Genomic DNA, 20,706 nt, shown 5'->3' on the forward strand with positions numbered 1-20,706 from the left:
GTTTTTAATGCTCTAATTGCAGGATTGTGATGGTTTCTGTCAACTCCCATTTCAACGTCCAGAAATTTTTACCATTGGTCTTCCTGCTATCAATTCAAATATTCTGCCTCAGCTTTAACTAAAGGGTTTTAAGTAGATCAACATCATTGATTTGAAGATCCGTAGTGCAAGCGTCTCGCTGGCGCGAGCAAGATGCCCGAACTGCATCTACTGTTTAATCAGATTGACCTACTTACTGGAGCATTTTTCTACAGCCAAATGGCAAGGATTGAATCATCACTGACTTGCCGCCAGCCTGGAATCAACTCACCCGTTAACTCAAGCAGAATTCTTTAGGTGCGTTCATGATTTCCGATGACACTACGGCCAGTGTTCCTTCGTCTACTGCGGTATCTACTGCAGATGTAGCGTCTGCATCGATTTCATCTCAGGCTCCGCAAAATGGCACCGATCCTCATGCGGTGCTATCGGCAGAGGCGTTTCAGCAGCTTGCTATTGATCTACTTCAGCATGGGCAGATCAAGATGGCGATTGACTATTGCCGCCTGTCGATTCAGTCCCACCCCTCTGCTAAAGCCTACAAACTTTGGGGCGATGGGCTACAGCGGCTAGGCCAATTTGCTGAAGCGGAAACACTCTACAAAAAAGCGCTAGAGCTGGAACCCACAGCGGCTGAAGTCTATGCTAACTTGGGATCCCTCTATGCTCAACAACAGCAGTGGTTAAAGTCATTGGTCTGTTATCGGCGGGCTGTGGCCCTCAACCCCAACTTGACGGATATTGCTGTGAATATCGAGCGGGTGTGGACTCAGATTCGTCAATCGGATGCGGTGATTAACGCAATCTATAAAGCATTTTTGCACCAGCCTCAGCAGGTTGCGGCCTCAGACCATTTCCAGCTTGGGCAAATTCTGGTTGCTCATCGGCAGATCAAGCCAGCGATTGTTTGCTATCGGCAGGCGTTGAAACTAGATCCATCTCTGGTAGAAGCTCAGCAACAGCTTGAGGCGATTATTAACAACAATACGGGTAAAGCTGCTGTTCAAATGCAAGCAGCCCAGCCCCAGCAGCACCCAAACGACTCAGGCGTTCAATCCGCCTCGACTCAACCCGGCTCCGCCGCTAATTTTTGTCGCTTGGGCGATACTTGTCGGCAACAGCAGCAGTGGGACCAAGCTATATCCTACTATCGGCAGGCGATTGCCCTGGATGCCAAGCTAGCTCCAGCCCACTGGGGTTTGGCAAAAGTGCTAGAGCGGACCGGTCAGCTAGAGGCGGCTCAAGTTAGCTACTTCCAGGCACTTTCTCTGCAACCAACCTTGGCAACTGCGGTGGAGTTGTGTCGATTTGGGCAACTGTTTTGGCAGCAGGATCACATTGAATCGGCTTTGGCCTGCTACCAATGGGCGGTGCAGCAAGATCCAACCTGCGCCGATGCCCACGTTCACATCGCTGAGGCCCTGTGTCGGCAGGAGCAGCACGAGGCCGCAATTCCCCACTATCGCCAAGCCGTGCAGTTGCAACCAAGCGGACAGGGCTATCATCAGTTGGGTGATGCTTTGCTGCAATCCCAGCAGTGGGACGCGGCGGTTGAGGCGTATCGGCAGGCCATCGAGCAGGAGCCTAATTTTTCCTGGTCGCATAACAACCTGGGCGATGCCTTGCGGCAGTTAGAGCAATGGGCGGCGGCGGCTCAGGCGTATCAACAGGCGATCAAGCTAAATCCAGACTTTCCCTGGTCGCACTACAACCTGGGTGAGGTGTTGGCGAAGTTAGAGCGTTGGGATGAGGCGATCGATTCTTATAATCAGGTGTTGGCGTTGCAACCCCAAGAGGAATGGGTTCAGAGTAAGGTTGGTGCTTCGCATTTCAACGATGGGATACAGCGAATTGTTGAAGGAAAGATCAAAGAAGCAAATGCTTGTTTCAGTAAAGTCGATCAAATTGGTGACAGTGGAGGAGATTTAATTCGTTGGCCTCAACAGCAAGGTAAGCTATGGCCTTTTTGCCCGTTTAGCCACCTTAAATCAATTTTTGAAGCACTGAAACCGCAAGGCGTTGCTTGGCCTAAAATTACGATTGTTACCCCTTCTCTCAACCAAGGTGCCTACATTGAGGAGACGATTCTTTCGATTCTGAATCAAAATTACAGTAATTTAGAATACATTATTGTAGATGGTGGTTCGACTGATAATACAGTCAGCGTTCTGGAACGCTACAAAGATCAAGTAACCCAGATTGTAATTGAACCCGATCACGGTCAAGCAAATGCGCTGAATAAAGGGTTTCAGCGAGGAAGCGGCGAGTTGATGACCTGGATCAACAGTGATGATCTACTCGGCCCTGGGGCATTACATATCGCAGCGCTCACCTATCTGCAACGGCGTTGGGATGTAATGGCCGGAATTTGCCTCATGTATCGAGATCACCAGATTGTAGCAGTGCGAAAACCCAGAACTAAGACGCAGAATTTTACAGTTCAGCATTTAGCAGACATAGCTCGCTTATGGACAACCGGTCATTTTTTCTTTCAGCCTGAGGTCATTTTTACCCGCCGCATCTGGGAACAGGTTGGTGGAGCTTTGGATGAGTCATTACATTATGCAATGGACTATGACCTCTGGATGCGGTTTGCTCAAACTGATGCTCATCTAGAGGTCGTAAGTTGGCCGTTGGCTTGCTTCAGGAATCATCCATCTCAAAAAACAGCAGATCAAATTTCCTCCGTCAGAGAACTGCTGCAAGTAACTGAGCGCTACCATACCATTGCTGCTTCACCCGATCGCAAACAAGCAATTTGCAGGAGGCTCGAAATCTTCTTGAATCGACCACGCCGGCGAGTTTTGGTTTGGCACCAGCCAGATCAACCGGTAGGAACCTTGAACACGCTGCAAGCAATTGAGACTGAGCATTATTCTCTAACTTTCTGTACCCATCTAAACCAAATTGACCTGGATAATTTTGATGCCGTTCTGCTAGTTGTGGACTTACAGCAAGAATATGCTGCCATTGAGAGCTTGGAGCAACAAAGCTTTGCCGGCTTGCGTCTTGCCTGGTTTTGGAACCACCAGCAGGGTTTTGACCACAATGCTGTGATTGCTGACCGAGTTGATGTCTGCATTCCGTCTCGTCCTTTATTGGCAGCAACGCTACGCAGCTACTTCAGCGTTCTGAGCCTTGAAGTTTCCCCGAGTTTGTCCTACATCGCATCAGAAACAATACACCAATTTATTTCTTCGTTGAGTCAAATTGAGCAGCGCCTCAATCAACTGCTGTTGGAGTTGAAACAGACAGGTGGATTGACCCATTCTAATGGAGCTGTGAGTGCTCCCGGTGCAAATGTTGCTTTGCGCTCTGCTGCTCTCAAGCCGGTAACCGATGAAGATGGAAAACTCTCTCCACCCCACTCATCGGTGTACACGAAATTAGGAGATGCCTACGCCGCTGCTCAAAACCTAGAAGCAGCGATTGCTGCCTACAATACTGCCCTTAAATTTGCTCCTCATACGGTTGACATTCGAGCTAAGTTGAACCAAACAGCCGTTGTCTATGAAATGTCAACTCAGGCAAAGGAGAACCAGTCTGTTAAACCCTGGCCTTATGGAGCAGATCCCCGTCCTGTACCACCCACTCTACCCAATGGCCAACCCTGGCCGAAAATTTCAATCATTACCCCTTCCTTCAACCAGGGAGAATATATTGAAGAAACCATCCTTTCGGTAATTCACCAAAATTATCCCAACGTAGAACATATCTTGATAGATGGTGGTTCTACTGATAGCACGATGCAGGTTGTGAATCAGTACCGAGACCATTTTTCCTATGTGATCAGTGAACCGGATCAAGGACAGAGCAATGCGCTCAATAAGGGTTTTCAACAGGCAACAGGAGAAATTCTGACTTGGCTCAATAGTGATGATCGCTTGGCTCCAGATGCGCTGTACGCGATGGCCCTGGCGTTTTACACGAGTGGTGCAGATGTAGTCGCGGGAGTTTGTCAATTATTTCGGGATGGAATTGAAATTGAACAGCATCTTACATCCTGTGTAGATGGTCTGCTGCCTCTCGATGATTTGCTGGATCTGGATCGCTGTTGGCTGAAAGGAAAGTTTTTCTATCAGCCTGAGGTGATGTTTACCCGCTCGATTTGGGAGCGGGCTGGTGGATATGTAGATGAATCATTGTTCTACAGTATGGACTATGAGCTGTGGACACGATTCGCTGCCCAAGGGGCAAGGCTGTATGTGATTGGACATCCGATTGCTCAGTACCGGATGCATGCAGCGCAAAAAACTAGCGAAGTGGATAAATATGAGCCGGAGTTGCGACAGACTGCTGATTCCCTGCGGCTCCGGTTTAACTGCTCACGTTCTCAAGGTGCTTCCCAAGCTAACCGCAGTCGGTTGCGGATTGCCCTTGTGAATGATGTGGGCACATTGGGAGGAGCGGGAATTGCCCATTCTCGCATGGGTCAGGCGTTTGCTTTAGCTGGCCATGAGGTGATCCCGATTGCGGGTACGCTGGATTGGTCGTTGACGCCAGTGAGCTGCACGGCTGAGGATGTGTTTCAACTGGTGGCTGCGGTGAACCCCGATCTGGTGGTGGTTGGTAATCTACACAACATGGAACAGCCGCTGGATGTGTTGGAACTGTTGGCTAGCCATTTCTATACGGTTTTCATCATGCATGACCAGTGGTTGCTGACTGGACGCTGTGGCTATGTGGGAACCTGCGAAAAATACATGGTGACCTGTGATGCTGCCTGCCCGACCAGTAACGAATATCCCCGCCTAGCGCCGGACAAAATCAAGGATGCTTTTAAACGTAAACATACTCTAGTGCGTAACTGTGATCGGCTTTTGGTGTTGGGTGATAGTTATTGGACTACCAATTGGGCTAGATATGCGTTTTTCAATTATCAACCTCGACAAGCTGTAGTTGAGCTAGATCATAAGTTTCAAACCATTCACTATGGGCTGGATCTGAAAACTTTCTATCCGCGGGATCGCCAAGAGTGTCGCCGGCAATTGGGTTTACCGGAAGACAAGTTCATTATTTTAACGGGTAGTCAGTCGATTGAAGATGAGCGCAAAGGGTTCAGATTCTTAGTGGAAGCGCTTAAGATTGCTGCACTCGATAATGTAATGGTGGTCAGCTTTGGTTATGGGGCTTCGATTGTGGAAGGCGTAGAAGTTCACAGTGCTGGCTATGTCAGCCATCCCCTGTTGTTAGCTTGCTATTACAGCGCGGCTGATTTGTTTGTTGGCCCTTCCCAGGAGGAGGCGTTTGGCCAAACCTTTATTGAGGCAGCGGCTTGCGGTACGCCTGCAGTGGGCTATGCGTTGGGGGGTATCAAAGAGGCGATTACAGATGGAATAACGGGTCGAGTGGCTATTAAACGAACACCTGAAGCGCTAGCAGCGGTAATTGCAGAACTGTATGGGGATCAGGAGCAACGTCAGCTCTTGAGTGCTCTAGCGCCCATTTACATTGCCACTACTTTTTCGTTCCAGGCAAGCTATCACAGCTTTATGGTGGCGTTGGACCAGAGCGGTTGGCTGAATCTACTCCAGCTCAATCCGGCAAGTAAGTTTGCGGCCCATCTGCCAGAGCTGGACCAACCGACAGTCGTGATGGGTGACAATGGGCAGACTTTGCATAGTGTAATCTCGGGTTCAGGCGTTACGGGTCACGCACTGACAGGGTTTAGTGGTATGGAACCGCCTTATCCTCAGCTTGAGCTAGAAAGTCCTAGTCAGTGGTTGCTGTGGCCTGAAGGGGAATTTGTAGTGATCTCTTCTAAGTCTCAACAGGGAAGTCTTGTGATCAATTGCCGCAATATTTCTCCGGATCAGCATCTGGAAATTTGGAGAAATGGACAGCTATGTCTGCAGGAGCAAGTTCCTTGTTCTGATATCAAGCGAAGAAATGTGTTGTCGTTGACAGTCTTGCTTGAACAAGGGGTGAATAGGTTCACGTTGAAGATAAGCGATTATCAAATCGATGAAAGTCAACGAAAGTTAGGTCTTTTGATTGAAAAGATTGAGTTTGAAGTTTGCTCGAATTCGTAGTTTGTGTAATGTTGTTATGTGTCTAGTAGGATGATTGTGAGTTATGTCACTGCTACATCTATATCATCTAATGTCTAATTGTATTTAAGAGATTAGGTAGATAAATGTTTATTCTTGGGTTGGCAAAACTTACATCTAAATGAACAAGCAAAGACTACACAATAAATATGATAGGATAGCTTGCTTTTGTTCAGTCAAGGTTTCAAGAATCAATGTTCTGTAGATAGGTTGAGATGATGCAAAGGGTGATTTATACACAGGATCAACAGGAGATTAAGCTAGAGATTGCTTCTCCAGCTAATGTGGCTAGCTTTTTTGTCTTTGCTATTCCAAAATCTGGCAGTGTGTTGCAAGACAATGTGATGGAGGATATCTGCCAATATCTTGAGATTCCCGCTATTAGCATTGCTAAAACTGCTTTTAAGGAAGGAATTGAGGAAGGTAGGTTTGGTGAGGATATCTGCGAACTGTTTGTTGAACAAGGATACTGCTACTACGGATTTCGCTATTTTCCACCCTATCTGAATAATTTTGACATCAAGGATTTTAAGAAAATTCTGCTAGTTCGGGATCCGAGGGATATTCTGGTGTCTCATTATTTCTCAATGAAGAAGAGCCATCCTTTACCTCAGGGTGCAATGGGCGATCAGCTAGCGCAGTTGCGGCAAAAGTTATCGGAAGTAGATATCGATAGCTATGTATTAGAGAATGCTGAGCGATTTGCTGATATTTTCAGAGCTTATGCTCGAATTGAGGATGAGAATCTTAAGCTTTTCCGTTATGAGGATATTATTTTTGCTAAGCATCAGTGGATTGGCGAGATCTTGGCTTTTCTAGGTTTGGAAATGGAAGAGTCTGTAATCACAGAAATTGCAAAACGGCACGATATTTTTCCGAATCGAGAGAATGTTGACTTGCATATACGTAAAGTGACACCTGGTGATTACAAAGAGAAATTAAAACCAGCAACGATAGAGATTTTGAGCGAATTGCTGGAAGATGTGCTGATTAAGTATCGATACGAATTGACTTAATCTAGAACCTATTAAAAAACAGATTTTAACAAGAGTAATTCAATCAGGTTTTAACAACTAATTCTCAGCTCTAGAGTTTGTCAAAATTTAGAAATCCTGCTCACGTCTTGCTAAATCCTGAACTATGAATTACTTAGCTGAAGCTTACGCTGCGTATAGCCAAGGAAATTTGGACGAGGCATATCTTCTGTCTCAACAAGCTACTACAGCAGAACCCGGCAGTGCAGAAGCCTATGCCCTATGGGGAAAGGTTTGTCAAGCGCGATTGAACTACGAGGAAGCACTCAAGCACTATCAAAAAGCTGTTAAATTAGAGCCTGAGAAAGCGGTATACCGCTACCAAATGGCGAATGTTTTTATGCTGCAAGGCAATTATAAGCAGGCTGAAACCTTCTATCGTCAAGTGCTTGATAGTGAGTTTGATGACCCTTGGTTGTTCTGCAATTTAGGTAAAGCGCTCTTATATCAAGACAGTATTAAGGAAGCTGCTGATTTCTTGCAAAGGGCTGTTGATTTGGCTCCTCAATTAGCAGAAGCACATTGCTGTCTTGGACGAGTTTTGACCAGACAAAAACGTTTTGCAGCATCAGAGCTACACTATCAAAAGGCAATTGAGCTAGAGTCTGGTCAATTTATCTATTACCATGACCAAGGAGATAATTTCTTACTGCAAGGCAACTATCAGGCGGCAGTGACTGCTTATCGTAAAGCTATTGAACTCAACTCGTCGTATGTATGGTCTTACAGGAATCTGGCTAGAGCCTTACTACAGCTAGAAGAATGGAACAACGCGGCTACTGCACTTGAGGAAGCCATTTGCCTAGGTTCTAATTCTGCTGAAACCTACATTGAGTTGGGCTATGCTTTCTCAAAACAACAGAAATTTGACAGTGCAATTGCAACTTATCAAGCGGCAGTTGAAAAGCATCCTAACGATACTGTTTTGTATTGTGAGTTAGGAGCAGCGCAGGAGAAAGCTGGCGATAGTACAGGATGTATCTTGAGCTTGCGTCAAGCGATTGAGTTGGATCCTCAGCAGCCAGTGTGGGTCTATGAAACATTGCTGAAGTTAGTCCACCAGCAGGGGAATTTGGATGAAGCGATTGCGATTGGTCAGCAAGGGGTTGAACTGTATCCACAAGCATCTCTAGAACAACATTTGAATCGCTTACAGCAAGAAATCCAGGCAAAAACCACGTCACAATTGAAAAATCAGGAATTGGCCATTAACGGAGATGGCAAGCATCCATCTCAGCCTAAACCTACCTCAGCAACTTTGTCCAATGATGCACCTTGTACCAAGATATTTATAGTCACTCCTACCTATAATGTCGTTGATACAATTGACCGAACGATTGCCAGTGTAGTTTTACAGGCTGGAGATTTCTCAATCCGTTACCATGTTCAGGATGGTGGCTCCACCGACGGGACGATTGAAGTACTGGAACGTTGGGCTGAGCGAATCAGAACAGGCGCTATTCCTCTCTTGTGTAAACAAATAGAGTTTACTTATGCAAGTGCTGAAGATGAAGGTATATATGATGCCTTATTCAAGGGTTTTAGTAGCCTAAGTATGCAACCTAACGATTGGATGACATGGATCAATGTGGATGACATACTTATACCCGGCGCTTGCGCTTTTATAGCAGAGCTTGATAAACAGCTTGATAAAAAAACGGTTCGTTGGGTAACTGGTACTACATTCGTTGCCAGCAGCAATGTACCGGTTGCAACTAGCGAAATACCAGTAAATCAAGAGGTGATCAAGCACGGGCTATGTGATGGACGACACTGGGATTCTATTCAACAGGAAGGCACTTTTTTCAGGAATAGTTTGTGGCGTTCGGTAGACACTGATAAAGGATTTAGAAGATATAAATTTGCAGGGGATTGGAATTTATGGCGTCTATTTGCAGAAAAAAAGGCAAATATTTTTCAGGTTAACTTTTCACTAGCGCAAAGCTCGAAAGATATAAGCGAAAAGTCGCAGGATAAAATAAGTAAATACTACCTGGAGGTTGATAAAACCGTTCCGGAAGAGTTACGTTTTCAAAATCTACAGGCAATAGATCTGTATTCTTTAAAGCGGTGTCTAATTAAGAGTAGCATCGATGGGAAGATCTCGCTTAAGAAGGAGCCTTTTGATATCTATAACAAGACTTCCTTGAGTAAGAAGTCACAATTTGACTTTGCTATCAACAGTCAACATAGCAAGTTGTTGGATGCTAAATTAGCCGCAAAGCGCGTCACTTGTAATAAAACAGTGATAGGTTTTGACAGCGATTGGCAGTTTCCTGCAATTACTGAGAAGCAAGCATTTCTGAAAGCTTGCGAGATGCTGTCGGAGACTCAAGGTGCAGTTTATTTCGCATTCCCTTGGGCAACGCTAATTGACCAATTGAACACTGGGGTTATCAAAGGAAATGAACTTAAAGCGATACTAGATAGCTTCCAGGCAGAGCTTAAGAATTATCAATATGTGATCACGGTTTGTCAACATATCCTAATGTTGAAATACCAACATCTGTTTATTGATTCGGGTATAACTCACATTTATTGGAGCCATGCCGTCAAGGGACAGACCACATTGCCCCAAAATGAGTGTGTTCAGATATTGCCTTTCCCTCTATTTCCAGTACAGGTATCAGAAGCAGAAGTTAAGCAGGTAAATCAAAGAAAATATCTGTACTCTTTCATTGGTGCAAGAGCTAATCAGTGGTACCTAACTAATGCACGGGATTTGATTATAGATAACCTCAGCAAAGATCATAGAGGTTTGGTTGTTGGCCGAGATAATTGGCACTTTCAAAAAGTTGTCTATGATCATCAAATTTTTCAGAAGCAAAAGTCTAAGCAGGAGTTGGTCAATACTCAAGCTACAGAAGAATTCAAGACTGTATTATCTGACAGCCTGTTTAGTCTTTGCCCTTCAGGTACTGGACCGAACTCGATTAGGCTATGGGAATCGATTGGGTATGGAGCTATTCCAGTGGTTCTAGCTGATACCTATCAACCTCCAGGCAACAAGTCTTTATGGGAAGAAGCAACGGTTGCATGCGGAGAAAATCTTGAGGAGATATTAGCTCTTCCAAATCGCCTTGCAGAAATGGCCAAGGATGAACAACTTATTCAAAGAAAGCAGGCCGCGCTGAAACAATTATGGATGTTGTATGGACCTGATTGTTTTATCCACGATATTGTAAATCTGTTTTTAGAGCTGCAACAAAAACAGGTGACAGAAGCAAGAAAGGTGGAGCAGTTAGCTGTATAAGAACCTGTTTTGGAGTTGCTGTCTTTGCCCCTACTCCACTAACCTCGCTTTCTGATGTTAGTAGAGTTATATTTCGAGGGAAATTGGTTACTTACTAGCCCAAGTGGCTGTGCTAACGTATATGCAAGCGGACGGAAGCCCTAAACTATACCTTTGTGAGCACGCTCTAAAAGCGAGTAAAAAGCAAGGAGGAATATAGTTTTGAGCGTCTCAGAATGCAGGATATTCGATAATTTCTGGATGGTTTTAAGGTAGCGCAGATCGTGTACTCTAAAGGAGATTTTTAGGTTAAATGGCTAAATTGACGTTGTATTTATTCGGTAAGCACTCTAAGAGAACCCCCTTTGCCTATCAAAGTTACCGCTCTATTTTCGAAAAAAGGTTTGATTATTCTACTGATCCTTTTAAGGCTGATGTGATTCTTACTGGTTTTATCAAAGACTTTAATGATGATAAAGAACTCATTCACCAAATTAAGTCTAAGAACCCATCAAGTAAACTGGTTGTGATTTCTGAAGAACCAGTTTGGGACACAATTTGGACACCAAATTTTACCCGTAGAATAGTTGAAATTACCTGTTTTGACAAAAGTTATACTGTTCACCAAATTAACCATTATAATAGTAATGTTTTTGAATTTTCTAGTTATCCTTACTATCTCACAACCCATAACCGTTTCTTTACGCGCTACTGTTCCATTCTCAAGGTTGCAAGCAAATACTCTGAACAGGATATTTTAACTGTTTGGAACTCTGCACCGTACAAAATATCTTTTATTGCAGAAAAGAGACTGAGTGACAATTATGCCAAAAGCTATCCGGAGCAAAATACGTGGGGATTGAGTAAATTCCGTACAGACCTGGCGCTTAATTTTACTGGACAAAACAATTTGGTCGAAGGAAAAGGTTGGCATTCTAAGCAACCTCGGCAGGATCTACCAGATTGGCATCTTGATAAGCTTGTAAAGCTCAATAAAGCTAGCACATTTATTTCTGCTATTGAAAATACTTATTACAAGACATATGTTACTGAGAAATTATTTGATGCTTATGCCTGTTTAGGAATTCCTGTGTATGTAGGTGGTGCGGAGCATGGAATCAGAAAGATTATTAAGCATAAATCCTGGATTGATCTATATGGCCTCAATCCTAAAGAAGCATTTGATATGATCGATAGCTTTGTGCCAAATTCTGAGTTTGTGCAAGCATATATTCAAGAGTTGCAAGATTTGGCTATACATTTTTCGGACTCATTTGCATATATTTCAGAGAGAGAGCAATTTTCAGAGCGATTCAGTCAGTTACTACACTGCCTGGAGGGCTAACAATTTGTGAATCTTTCAGCTTAGTCAGAGTTTTTCTCTGGATTCATGAAGTTACTAGGAGATGCCAAATGCGAAATATCCTGATTTTTGCAAACTGTCATGGTGCGATTTATAAGAACGCTTTAGTAAAAGCAGGAGTTGATCATCAATTTAATATTGAACATATTTTATCTTATGAGAATATAGAAAATTATAATGAGCTAAAAGGAAAATTCTCTCAATGTGATGCATTGATCATACAACCGATCCAATCCTACGAGGAATTTAAGCTTGAAAACCTCAAGTCAATTCTTAAATCTGATTGTTGTATTATCAGAGTTCCCTTTGTTCGATTTAATGGCTTTTGGCCTCCAAATGATGTTCGTGAGCTTGAGCGAATTAACAGTGCTGCTGTTATGTTTTTCCCAAAAATTTATGAAGAAAGGCAAGTTGACCCTTATCTTTGTGGAGCCGATCTGGATGAAGATATTATCCGATCCACATTCAATGATGCCATGTATCGCTTCTCAGAACTTGAGAAGTTAGGTGATGTTAAATTCATAGATTTTTTTAAGGAAAGATACAGAGATATACCATTTTTTAGGGATCCGTATCATCCCACTACGCCTTTTTATGAGTACCTGGCTTTACAAATAACTGAGATGATAAAAGAGTACTTTTCCTTATCGAAGGCAGCCTGCCAAAGTACCTCGAATTTGGTATGGAATAAGGAATTTGGACATTTTAAGCCCATAACCGATCGCTTTGCTCAAGTTCTAGGGCTGCGGTATGATCTGAATTCCTATTTTGTATATTCAAGACATGATTTTTTAACTGGGGTACTAAGATATGAAAATCAAGGCATGAATACGATTGATAATTTAAGTGAGCTGAAGAATTACTTTGATACGGTGTATAGAGTGAAGTAGATATGTTTAATATTCTAAGGTTAATAGCAATCAGGGCAACGGAGGTAAAGTAGTAACTGTGAGTATAGGACTGGAAGGCCAAAACCTAATTTTCCTAATATCTCAACCTCGAGCTGGTTCTACGTTGACCCAGAAGATTTTGGGGAGCCATCCCCAAATCCACACAATATCAGAGCCTTGGATAATGCTACCACTTTTATATCCCTTATGTTATGACGATCTTCAAGCGGAATACAATACCAAGCTGGCTAGAATTGGCTGGGATAACTTTTTTCAACAACTACCAGACGGTAAAACTGCATATTATGAACATCTGAGTTTCATGTATGCTGATCTTTATAGTCAAGTATTAAAATCTACTGGAAAGAAGTTTTTTTTAGACAAAACTCCACGGTATTACTACATTATTTTAGAAATTTATAAAGTCTTTCCACAAGCTCAGTTCATTATTTTGCTTAGGAATCCCTTGGCAGTTCTTTGCTCAATTATTGCTACTTGGGTTAAAAGTGATTGGTTGCATCTGGATCAATTAAAAAATGACATCGTTAAAGCACCTGGTTTATTGTTAGAAGGAATCAGAGAATTGGGCGATGATTGTCTGGTTTTGCATTATGAAAAGTTAATTGCCAAACCAGAGATAGAATTCAAAAGAGTTTGTCAAGCAATGAAACTGAAATTTGCTCCGAAAATGATTGAGTATGGCACTACTAATTCAACAGTCTGGCGATTCGGAGACCAAAAATTGGTTTATCAGAAGTCTCGGCCAGATCCACAAAATTCAGATAAATGGATTTCATTGCTCAAAGCTCCTCAAACTTGGCAAATTGCTAATGATTATTTGGAATTTCTGGGGCATGAAACCTTGTTTCAGATGGGATACTCTTACCAGGAATTGCGAAAGACACTTGATACCCATCGTCCTCAGGAGCTTGATTCTGCTGATGTGATTCGCGTGGAATGGTTGCAAAGAAAATCTAACCAGAGCATAGAGGTTGCTCCGATGAATTAATGCATGTTCATAATTTACGGTAGTTTACTTTAGATAGGTAATTTATGCTTTTTGTGCTTATAGCGAGGAGAGGTTCCCTGATGTTATAAATTGGTTCTCATATCTAGTTGTCAGTGGCTAAATGTTGTCTAGGCAGGATAAAACGGATCTATGACTCATCCCAAACGCGCACTCATCACCGGCATTACTGGCCAAGACGGTTCCTATCTCAGCGAATTTCTATTGGAGCAGGGCTATGAAGTCCACGGCATCATCCGTCGCACCTCCACCTTCAACACCGATCGCATTGATCACATCTACGAAGACCCCCACGATCCCAACGCTCATCTTCGTCTCCACTACGGTGACCTAACCGACGGCACCACCCTGCGCCGCCTCCTGGAAGAAATCCAGCCCACCGAAATCTATAACCTCGGTGCCCAATCCCATGTCCGCGTCAGCTTCGATTCTCCTGAATATACTGTAGACTCTGTAGGTATGGGCACCCTCCGCCTTCTGGAAGCGATTCGCGACTACCAGCAGCGCACCGGCATCCAGGTTCGTTTCTACCAAGCTGGCTCCTCCGAGATGTTTGGCCTGGTTCAAGAAGTCCCTCAGAAAGAAACCACCCCCTTCTACCCCCGCAGCCCCTACGCCTGCGCCAAAGTCTACGCCCACTGGCAAACCGTCAACTACCGCGAATCTTATGGACTATTTGCCTGCAACGGCATTCTGTTCAATCACGAATCTCCCCGACGTGGTGAAACCTTCGTGACGCGCAAAATTACCCGTGCCGTAGCTCGGATTGTTGCTGGACAACAGAAAAAACTCTACATGGGTAATTTAGACTCCAAACGCGACTGGGGCTATGCCAAAGACTATGTCCGTGCCATGTGGCTCATGCTACAACAAGAGCAGCCAGATGATTACGTGATCGCTACCGGCGAGACCCATTCGATCAAAGAATTTCTCGATCATGCCTTCGGCTATGTCAACCTCGACTGGCAAGACTATGTCGAATTTGACGAGCGCTATCTCCGCCCTGCCGAAGTAGACCTGCTGATTGGTGACCCTAGCAAAGCTAAACAAAAACTAGGCTGGGAACCCTCTGTTACCTTTGAGCAGTTAGTTCAACTGATGGTGGAAGCTGACCTGAAAGCAATTGGCTTAGTTCCCCTGAATGGCAGTGTGGCACAACTAGTTGAAGACCGGGCTACTCTGCGTCAGCAAAATGTTCTTACATCTGCCTAATGGCTAACACTATGAAACCAGATTCTCCAATCTACGTTGCTGGACACAAGGGTTTAGTTGGTAGCGCCATTGTCAGAACCCTGCAAGCCAATAACTATCACAACCTCCTGCTCAAAACCAGCCAAGAACTAGATCTACGACGGCAAACCGAGGTCGAAGCCTTCTTCGCTGAAACCCGCCCAGAGTATGTCTTCCTCGCTGCCGCCAAAGTGGGAGGGATTCATGCCAACAATACCTATCGAGCTGAATTCATCTACGACAACCTGATCATGGAAGCGAATGTGATTCATAGCGCTTACCAATTCGGTGTCAAGAAACTACTGTTCCTCGGCTCATCCTGCATCTATCCCAAACTCTGCCCCCAGCCGATGCGGGAAGAACACCTGCTCACTGGGTTGCTAGAACCCACTAACGAACCCTACGCTATTGCCAAAATTGCCGGACTCAAACTCTGCGAAAACTACTGTCATCAGTATGGCGTCAACTTCATTTCTGCAATGCCGACCAATCTCTACGGCATCAACGACAACTTTGACTTAGCCAACTCCCACGTCCTGCCTGCCCTGATCCGTAAGTTTCATGAGGCTAAGCAGACTCAGGCAGACTATGTGGAAGTCTGGGGTACGGGTTCTGCCCTGAGAGAATTCCTGTTTGTCGATGACTTGGCCGATGCGTTGCTGTTTCTGATGCAGCATTACAACAGCGCAGGCTTTATTAATGTCGGAACCGGTGAAGAGATCTCGATCAAAGAACTGGCGTTGACAATTAAAGCCGTAGTTGGATACTCAGGAGAGATAAAGTTTGATCCATCTAAACCCGATGGTACACCCAGAAAGTTACTCGATACTTCCAAAATTAACAGCTTGGGGTGGCGAGCAAAAACATCGCTGAAGGAAGGAATTGAAAAGACTTATGAATGGTTCACTAAGCACCATGACCAAGTTCGAGGCAAATAAAATTTAGATTAAAGTTTCAATGGATTGTATGTAGATTATCCTGTTTCAGAGTTTATTTACTCTAGGGAATAGTGTGTCATGCTTCCTAATCGGTTAAAAGGATACTCCAAGGACAATGAGTTCGCAAGCAGAGGCAAATATCAGCACAAGGACTATGCGAAGAATATCAAATGGTCTCCACTCAAAATCACTATTGCGACTCTCTGCATTATTCTTCCTTACCTAGTAGTTGTGATTGCGATTGCCTCCGCAATTTCAATCGGTGCTGCAATGCCTCTCATCGTCATTCCACTGGTTCTAGCCGTGCTGCTTGGATTAGTTTATGGCATTGGTCTCCTAGGACGGGCCAGACCCCGCCGCCAAAAGCATTCCAAACGCCAGCGATAAGCCGAGCAAAAATTTGAATTCGTTTACTTACCACGCAACTGTCTCAACGTTGCCTGCAACCGAGCAACGTTCGGGTGAGGCTATGGGATTGCATGAAAACTTTATCCATCAGCCTGTTGCTGTTCCTGCTGGGCGGCTAACCATGCTTCTAAGTCCGCAATCGTTTTGAAATCCAGCAACGCTTCACTCAACTGTTCGAGTTGGTCTAAGGATAAGCGGGTGATTTGCACTTGCAGCGGCTCTGACAAGGCGTTCTGTAGCCGGCGGTTCAATTGGCGTAGCACCAGATTCAAGGATGCCTCTTTACGGCCCTCTTCTAGTCCTTCTGCCCGACCTTTTTCTAGTCCTTCTGTCAAAATATCTTGATAAATCACTGACTCCTGCATAATGTCCCTCCGTAACACGCGTCGAATCACCTGTTGTTTTAATATTAACCCAGCCAAAAGTGCTGTAGAAGCCGCTATGTCACTTTGAGCGACTCGCTCTGGGAAATCCTCAATCGCAGTTGCTACTCGCTGCAGGGTCTGCTCTGGCTGACTCGTCTGACTCAGTACGGCAAAAGGTAATAATCCTGGAGACTGAAAAAAATAGCTCCGTTGGTTGCTCCCATAGCTGCACCACTTCATACTCATGCCGAGTGCCGGGCATCTCGAATGCACTCTGATAGGCCAAGGGAGATGTCGTGGGATAGAGATAGACCACCACTTGACGCATAGCTTTGTTCGGAAACCGACGATACACTCGTAGGCGGTAGTCGGCCATGCAAAAGGGAACATCGGGTTTGGGTTGGGTTTGGAACTCGACATGCAGCACAACCTGATCCGATTGCAACAGCACCAGCGCATCGGCTCGTATCGGCTGCAACGACAACTCGGAAGGACTTAACTCAGTCAGTGTGACAGCTTCGCCCAACAGCCAAGTTGCAAAGTCGGTTGTGTAGTGCTCAATCAGGTATTTGCAAATATTGTCATATATAGTGCAAATGTATTGTAATCGCTCTTAAAGGTGATCCCCCTAAATCCCCCTTATCAAGGGGATTTCAATCCATAATTGGTAGGTGCTGCGCACAGGCTGCGCCTCTTCCCTCTTGATTTAAGGGGGGTTAGGGGGGATCTTCTTGTGTGGACATCGTAGCCAAATCTGGGAGGCTAGGGGGGCAGAAATTGCTGAGCTGCATAAGTCCTGAAACAAATACAGCCCTTGCATAAACCTATGCTCTAATCGCTGATTCAGGTATAACTGATGCTTAAGCAAATCCTACGTTTGCATCAACAATCGCTGCATTAGCTCACTTCATTCCAACGTTTGCTCAAGCCATCGCTGCATTGGCTCCCTCTATCGTTGCATCTGCTGCAACCAAACTTGCCTTTTGCGCAGTTCTCCTAGAAAAGTCGAACCTTTCAACTAAAATTCATACAACAGTTCCTCAAAAATACTGCGCTCCCATGCTTAAACCCTAGGCTAAGGTTTGGATATTCTGTAACTGCATCTACTCTTTACCGCATGAGGTCATCGACTATGCCTAGACGCAAACGTGGTTCTGCAATTCTCGACAAATCCCAACGCCGGATGGCTGGCATGAAATCCATTGACCCCTCCCTCGATCTGGGTAATGGCTTAACCGTCGCTACTTTTGCGGCCCTGATTGCCGATACGCAGCAAAAACTCGAAGCCTATAATACGGCCCTATCCACCGTAGATCAAACTTACCAAGCCATTCTAGAAGCCGAACAAATCTTGGCTGAATATGCTGAACGCATGCTAACGGGAGTGGCCTCTAAATACGGACGCTACAGTAACGAATACGTAATGGCCGGAGGCACACCCCGCCGCACCGTTCGCCGCCGCCCAACCTCAATCAGCCCTCTTGCCCTCGTCAATGGCTCTGCCAATGGTTCTACTGATGGTTCTACTAATGGTTCTAAGAATGGCTCAACCAGAGCTAGCAGCAAATCCTAATCGTTGTTGATTGCCTGCTGGTGTGCGTCCAACCAAGCCTCCAACTCGGCCAAAGTTGAAAAATCTAACAGCGCCTCCCCCAGCGCTTCTAACTGCTCCACGTTCAACTGCAATACCTGATTGCGTCGCTCCTCTGGCACTGGCCCTACTCGTCGTGCTAACAGCCGCAGGACTAAAGCGGCCTCTCCTTCCCGCCGACCTTCTGCCCGACCTTCTGCCCGACCTTCTGCCCGACCTTCTGCTAGTGCTTCTGCCCGCCATTCCTGATAAATTACCGATTCGCGCATGATTTCTCTCCGGAGTATTCGTTGAATTACGCTTTTTTCTAATACTAATCCAGCTAACACCGCTGTTGATGCGGCCACATCCCTCTGCATCTGTCGATCAGCTATCCCATCTACTGCTAGTGCCACTTGTTGCAGGGTTTCGATCCGATTTTGAGTTTGTCCAAGCACCGCAAATGGTAATAACCCTGGATACTCAAAAAACACTTGGCTCGGTTGCTCCCATAGGCGAATCACTTCATAGCGATGGCGCATTCCACCTGCTATAAATTCCTGTTGATACACTAGCTCTGAGCTTGTTTCTGCGAGATAGATCACCACCTGCCGCAGACGTTTATTGGGAAACCGGCGATAGATTCGTAAGCAATAATCGGCCATCCGAAATGGAATAGTTGCGCTCGCTTGGGTTTGAAATTCTAGATGCAAGACTACCGCTTCGGACTGCAACAGCATGAGTGCATCTGCTCGAATTGGCTCTAACGACAGCTCAGAAGGGCTTAACTCGGTTAACACAGTAGCCTCTCCCAATAGCCAGCGGGCAAAATCACTCGAAAATTGTTCAGCTAAGTATTTGCAGACGTTATCAAACATAGGTGGAGGTGATGGGAAACGACAAAGGTAATGAAGATCAGGACGATGGGGAAGACTACTCAAGACAGGCTCTATGGCTCCCCTCGTTCGGCGAGGCTCACGATCCCCATCTCCCCCATCTCTCCTATCGCTCTATCACCTCACCAACACAGTCATATACTGCCCTGCTGCAAACGGAGCGGGAACCAGTGGCGTGAACTTCGAGCGGTCGGTGGCGATGCGCTTGACAGTGAACTCGTTGATCAGGTGCAGCACCTCATCGCGCTGGCCGACAATCCAGATCTGGGTTTTACCGCTAGGCGGAACGGGCAGCAGTTCGTTGAACTCTGTAGTCATGAGTATTAACCTCGCTTGTGGTTGAGAAGAAAAGGCTTAAGGGAGTGACCTGACTTACAGTCAACACTCAGCGAGGCAGGTGAGATAAAATCAAACACAGCCTTGCTTCCTGGGACCACAGGAAGTCAGGTTAGCTGGTCTTGAGTGGTTGCGACACTCTTGATCAGCGCCCTGCCTTAAGCCGAAACACTGGTAGATCTAGGGCGAGAAAAACCAGTATCGGACAGAATAGAGCAAAACTGAGCAGAAGGCAAGCGTATGCTAGGGGTTTGTCAAGATTTTGTTAAGTTTGCTTTTGGCCTTTAGATTGATCGATTTTTGGGTTCTGCCTGGGTTCTGCGTGCCGATTATGCAAAGGGGTAGGGTATATATAGAGTCAATATTAGGAGGGCTGCTCCTATATTCTTACGGCTAATTGATCGATTAGATATAACTTCTGCTTCTCTACAAGATTTTTGGCGTTACTGAGAGGTATGAATTGTGGAGTTGCTGTAACGTTGGTAGCCCCCTAAATTCCCCAATTCTGGGGGACTTTGAAAGATTTTCCCCCAGAATTGGCTATGGTGTCCACACAAGTCCTCTCAGCCCCCTTTTCTGGGATGCCCGCAGCGCTATAATCCCCCGTCATGGGGACCTTCCGATCTTTCTCTATTAAACGAGCGAGTCGTTTGACAAACCGCAGGCGATGCTGGTGGGAAGAGCGAACAAGCGGGTTCAAAGTCCCCCAATTTTGGGGGATTTAGGGGGCTACCAACGTTACAGCAACTCCACAATTCATACCTCTATTCAGCAACGCCACAAGATTTTTTGCAGTTTTTGCAATAGGGTAATGATTTGATAAATATCGGTAGCAAAATGAGCTAGATCATTGAATTCCTACCGGACGATCCAATATTGTTGCGGATATTAACTAAGAGACAAATAAGACAAATAAGACAAATAAGGGTGGATCTGTTCCAAAACAGCCTAGAGTTACTGAAGTTGAATTGGTTAGTCTCAGTAGATCGCAAATCCTGTTGAGATCCCCCCTAGCCCCCCTTATGAAAGGGGAGAACCGTGGATGAAACCTGGGTTTGAAGTCCCCCTTATCCTCGCCGAAGGCGCATCCCCGCTGGGTTTAGGGGGATTATAGCCCTGCGGGCATCTCAGAAACGGGGGATTGTGCGATGCACGCGCTGCGCAAACAAACCAACCCTAGTAATCCAAACGAATTCATGTTCGACCTACTGAGTCTTTGATAATGGTTTTTCGTTGCTGAGTCATACCTGAATTCGGCAAGGGCCAAGGTTTGAATAGAGTGGTCACTGGATTTGCTGCTCTGTAGGTGCCTTCTACTAGGTTTGTTG

The 20,706-nt window shown here is 45.3% G+C and carries 13 protein-coding genes; 9 read left to right on the top strand and 4 right to left on the bottom strand.

Annotated features, from left to right (window positions below; all coding sequences use genetic code 11):
• Nucleotides 1–344: 344 nt before the first annotated feature.
• The 8 genes from HJG54_RS31575 to fcl all read left to right on the top strand — a co-directional run bounded on the left by HJG54_RS31575 (nucleotide 345) and on the right by fcl (nucleotide 15,803).
• Nucleotides 345–6,071 carry a tetratricopeptide repeat protein gene (locus tag HJG54_RS31575; protein ID WP_316435712.1) on the top strand — a complete coding sequence of 1,909 codons (5,727 nt, stop codon included), beginning with the start codon at nucleotides 345–347 and terminating at the stop codon, nucleotides 6,069–6,071.
• Between the two features lie 233 nt (nucleotides 6,072–6,304).
• Nucleotides 6,305–7,105 carry a sulfotransferase domain-containing protein gene (locus tag HJG54_RS31580; protein WP_316435713.1) on the top strand — a complete coding sequence of 267 codons (801 nt, stop codon included), beginning with the start codon at nucleotides 6,305–6,307 and terminating at the stop codon, nucleotides 7,103–7,105.
• Nucleotides 7,106–7,229: 124 nt separating this feature from the next.
• The gene (locus HJG54_RS31585; protein WP_316435714.1) at nucleotides 7,230–10,376 is read left to right on the top strand and encodes a tetratricopeptide repeat protein; all 3,147 of its coding nucleotides are present in this window, start codon (nucleotides 7,230–7,232) and stop codon (nucleotides 10,374–10,376) included.
• A 292-nt stretch (nucleotides 10,377–10,668) separates the two neighbouring features.
• Nucleotides 10,669–11,700: a glycosyltransferase family 10 domain-containing protein gene (locus HJG54_RS31590; protein WP_316435715.1), complete on the top strand. Its 1,032-nt coding sequence runs from the start codon at nucleotides 10,669–10,671 to the stop codon at nucleotides 11,698–11,700.
• A gap of 68 nt (nucleotides 11,701–11,768) precedes the next feature.
• Entirely contained in the window at nucleotides 11,769–12,608 is an 840-nt protein-coding gene (locus tag HJG54_RS31595; protein WP_316435717.1) for a WcbI family polysaccharide biosynthesis putative acetyltransferase, read from the top strand.
• Nucleotides 12,609–12,666: 58 nt separating this feature from the next.
• Nucleotides 12,667–13,617 (top strand): sulfotransferase, encoded by a 951-nt coding sequence (locus HJG54_RS31600; RefSeq protein ID WP_316435718.1) that lies wholly within the window; start codon nucleotides 12,667–12,669, stop codon nucleotides 13,615–13,617.
• Between the two features lie 150 nt (nucleotides 13,618–13,767).
• Nucleotides 13,768–14,847, top strand: a complete 1,080-nt coding sequence (gene gmd / locus HJG54_RS31605) for a GDP-mannose 4,6-dehydratase (protein ID WP_316435719.1) — start codon at nucleotides 13,768–13,770, stop codon at nucleotides 14,845–14,847.
• A gap of 11 nt (nucleotides 14,848–14,858) precedes the next feature.
• On the top strand, nucleotides 14,859–15,803 hold the full coding sequence (fcl, locus tag HJG54_RS31610; protein ID WP_316435720.1) for a GDP-L-fucose synthase: 945 nt from the start codon (nucleotides 14,859–14,861) through the stop codon (nucleotides 15,801–15,803).
• Nucleotides 15,804–16,291: 488 nt separating this feature from the next.
• On the opposite strand, the gene HJG54_RS31615 is transcribed toward fcl, so the two are convergent.
• Both HJG54_RS31615 and HJG54_RS31620 read right to left on the bottom strand, forming a co-directional pair.
• Entirely contained in the window at nucleotides 16,292–16,576 is a 285-nt protein-coding gene (locus HJG54_RS31615) for a DUF4351 domain-containing protein (RefSeq protein ID WP_316435721.1), read from the bottom strand.
• A gap of 109 nt (nucleotides 16,577–16,685) precedes the next feature.
• Nucleotides 16,686–17,102 carry a hypothetical protein gene (locus HJG54_RS31620; RefSeq protein WP_316435722.1) on the bottom strand — a complete coding sequence of 139 codons (417 nt, stop codon included), beginning with the start codon at nucleotides 17,100–17,102 and terminating at the stop codon, nucleotides 16,686–16,688.
• Nucleotides 17,103–17,708: 606 nt separating this feature from the next.
• On the opposite strand from HJG54_RS31620, the gene HJG54_RS31625 reads away from it, so the two are divergent.
• Nucleotides 17,709–18,149, top strand: a complete 441-nt coding sequence (locus tag HJG54_RS31625) for a hypothetical protein (protein ID WP_316435723.1) — start codon at nucleotides 17,709–17,711, stop codon at nucleotides 18,147–18,149.
• Here the strand turns inward: HJG54_RS31625 and HJG54_RS31630 are convergent.
• Both HJG54_RS31630 and HJG54_RS31635 read right to left on the bottom strand, forming a co-directional pair.
• The gene (locus tag HJG54_RS31630) at nucleotides 18,146–19,024 is read right to left on the bottom strand and encodes an Rpn family recombination-promoting nuclease/putative transposase (RefSeq protein ID WP_316435724.1); all 879 of its coding nucleotides are present in this window, start codon (nucleotides 19,022–19,024) and stop codon (nucleotides 18,146–18,148) included. The two genes, HJG54_RS31625 and HJG54_RS31630, sit on opposite strands and share 4 nt — an antisense overlap.
• 135 nt (nucleotides 19,025–19,159) lie before the next feature.
• Nucleotides 19,160–19,360, bottom strand: coding sequence for a hypothetical protein (locus HJG54_RS31635; RefSeq protein ID WP_316435725.1), 201 nt, complete (start codon nucleotides 19,358–19,360; stop codon nucleotides 19,160–19,162).
• Nucleotides 19,361–20,706 lie beyond the last annotated feature (1,346 nt).

Source organism: Leptolyngbya sp. NK1-12, from assembly GCF_032598965.1.
GTDB lineage: Bacteria > Cyanobacteriota > Cyanobacteriia > Elainellales > Elainellaceae > Elainella.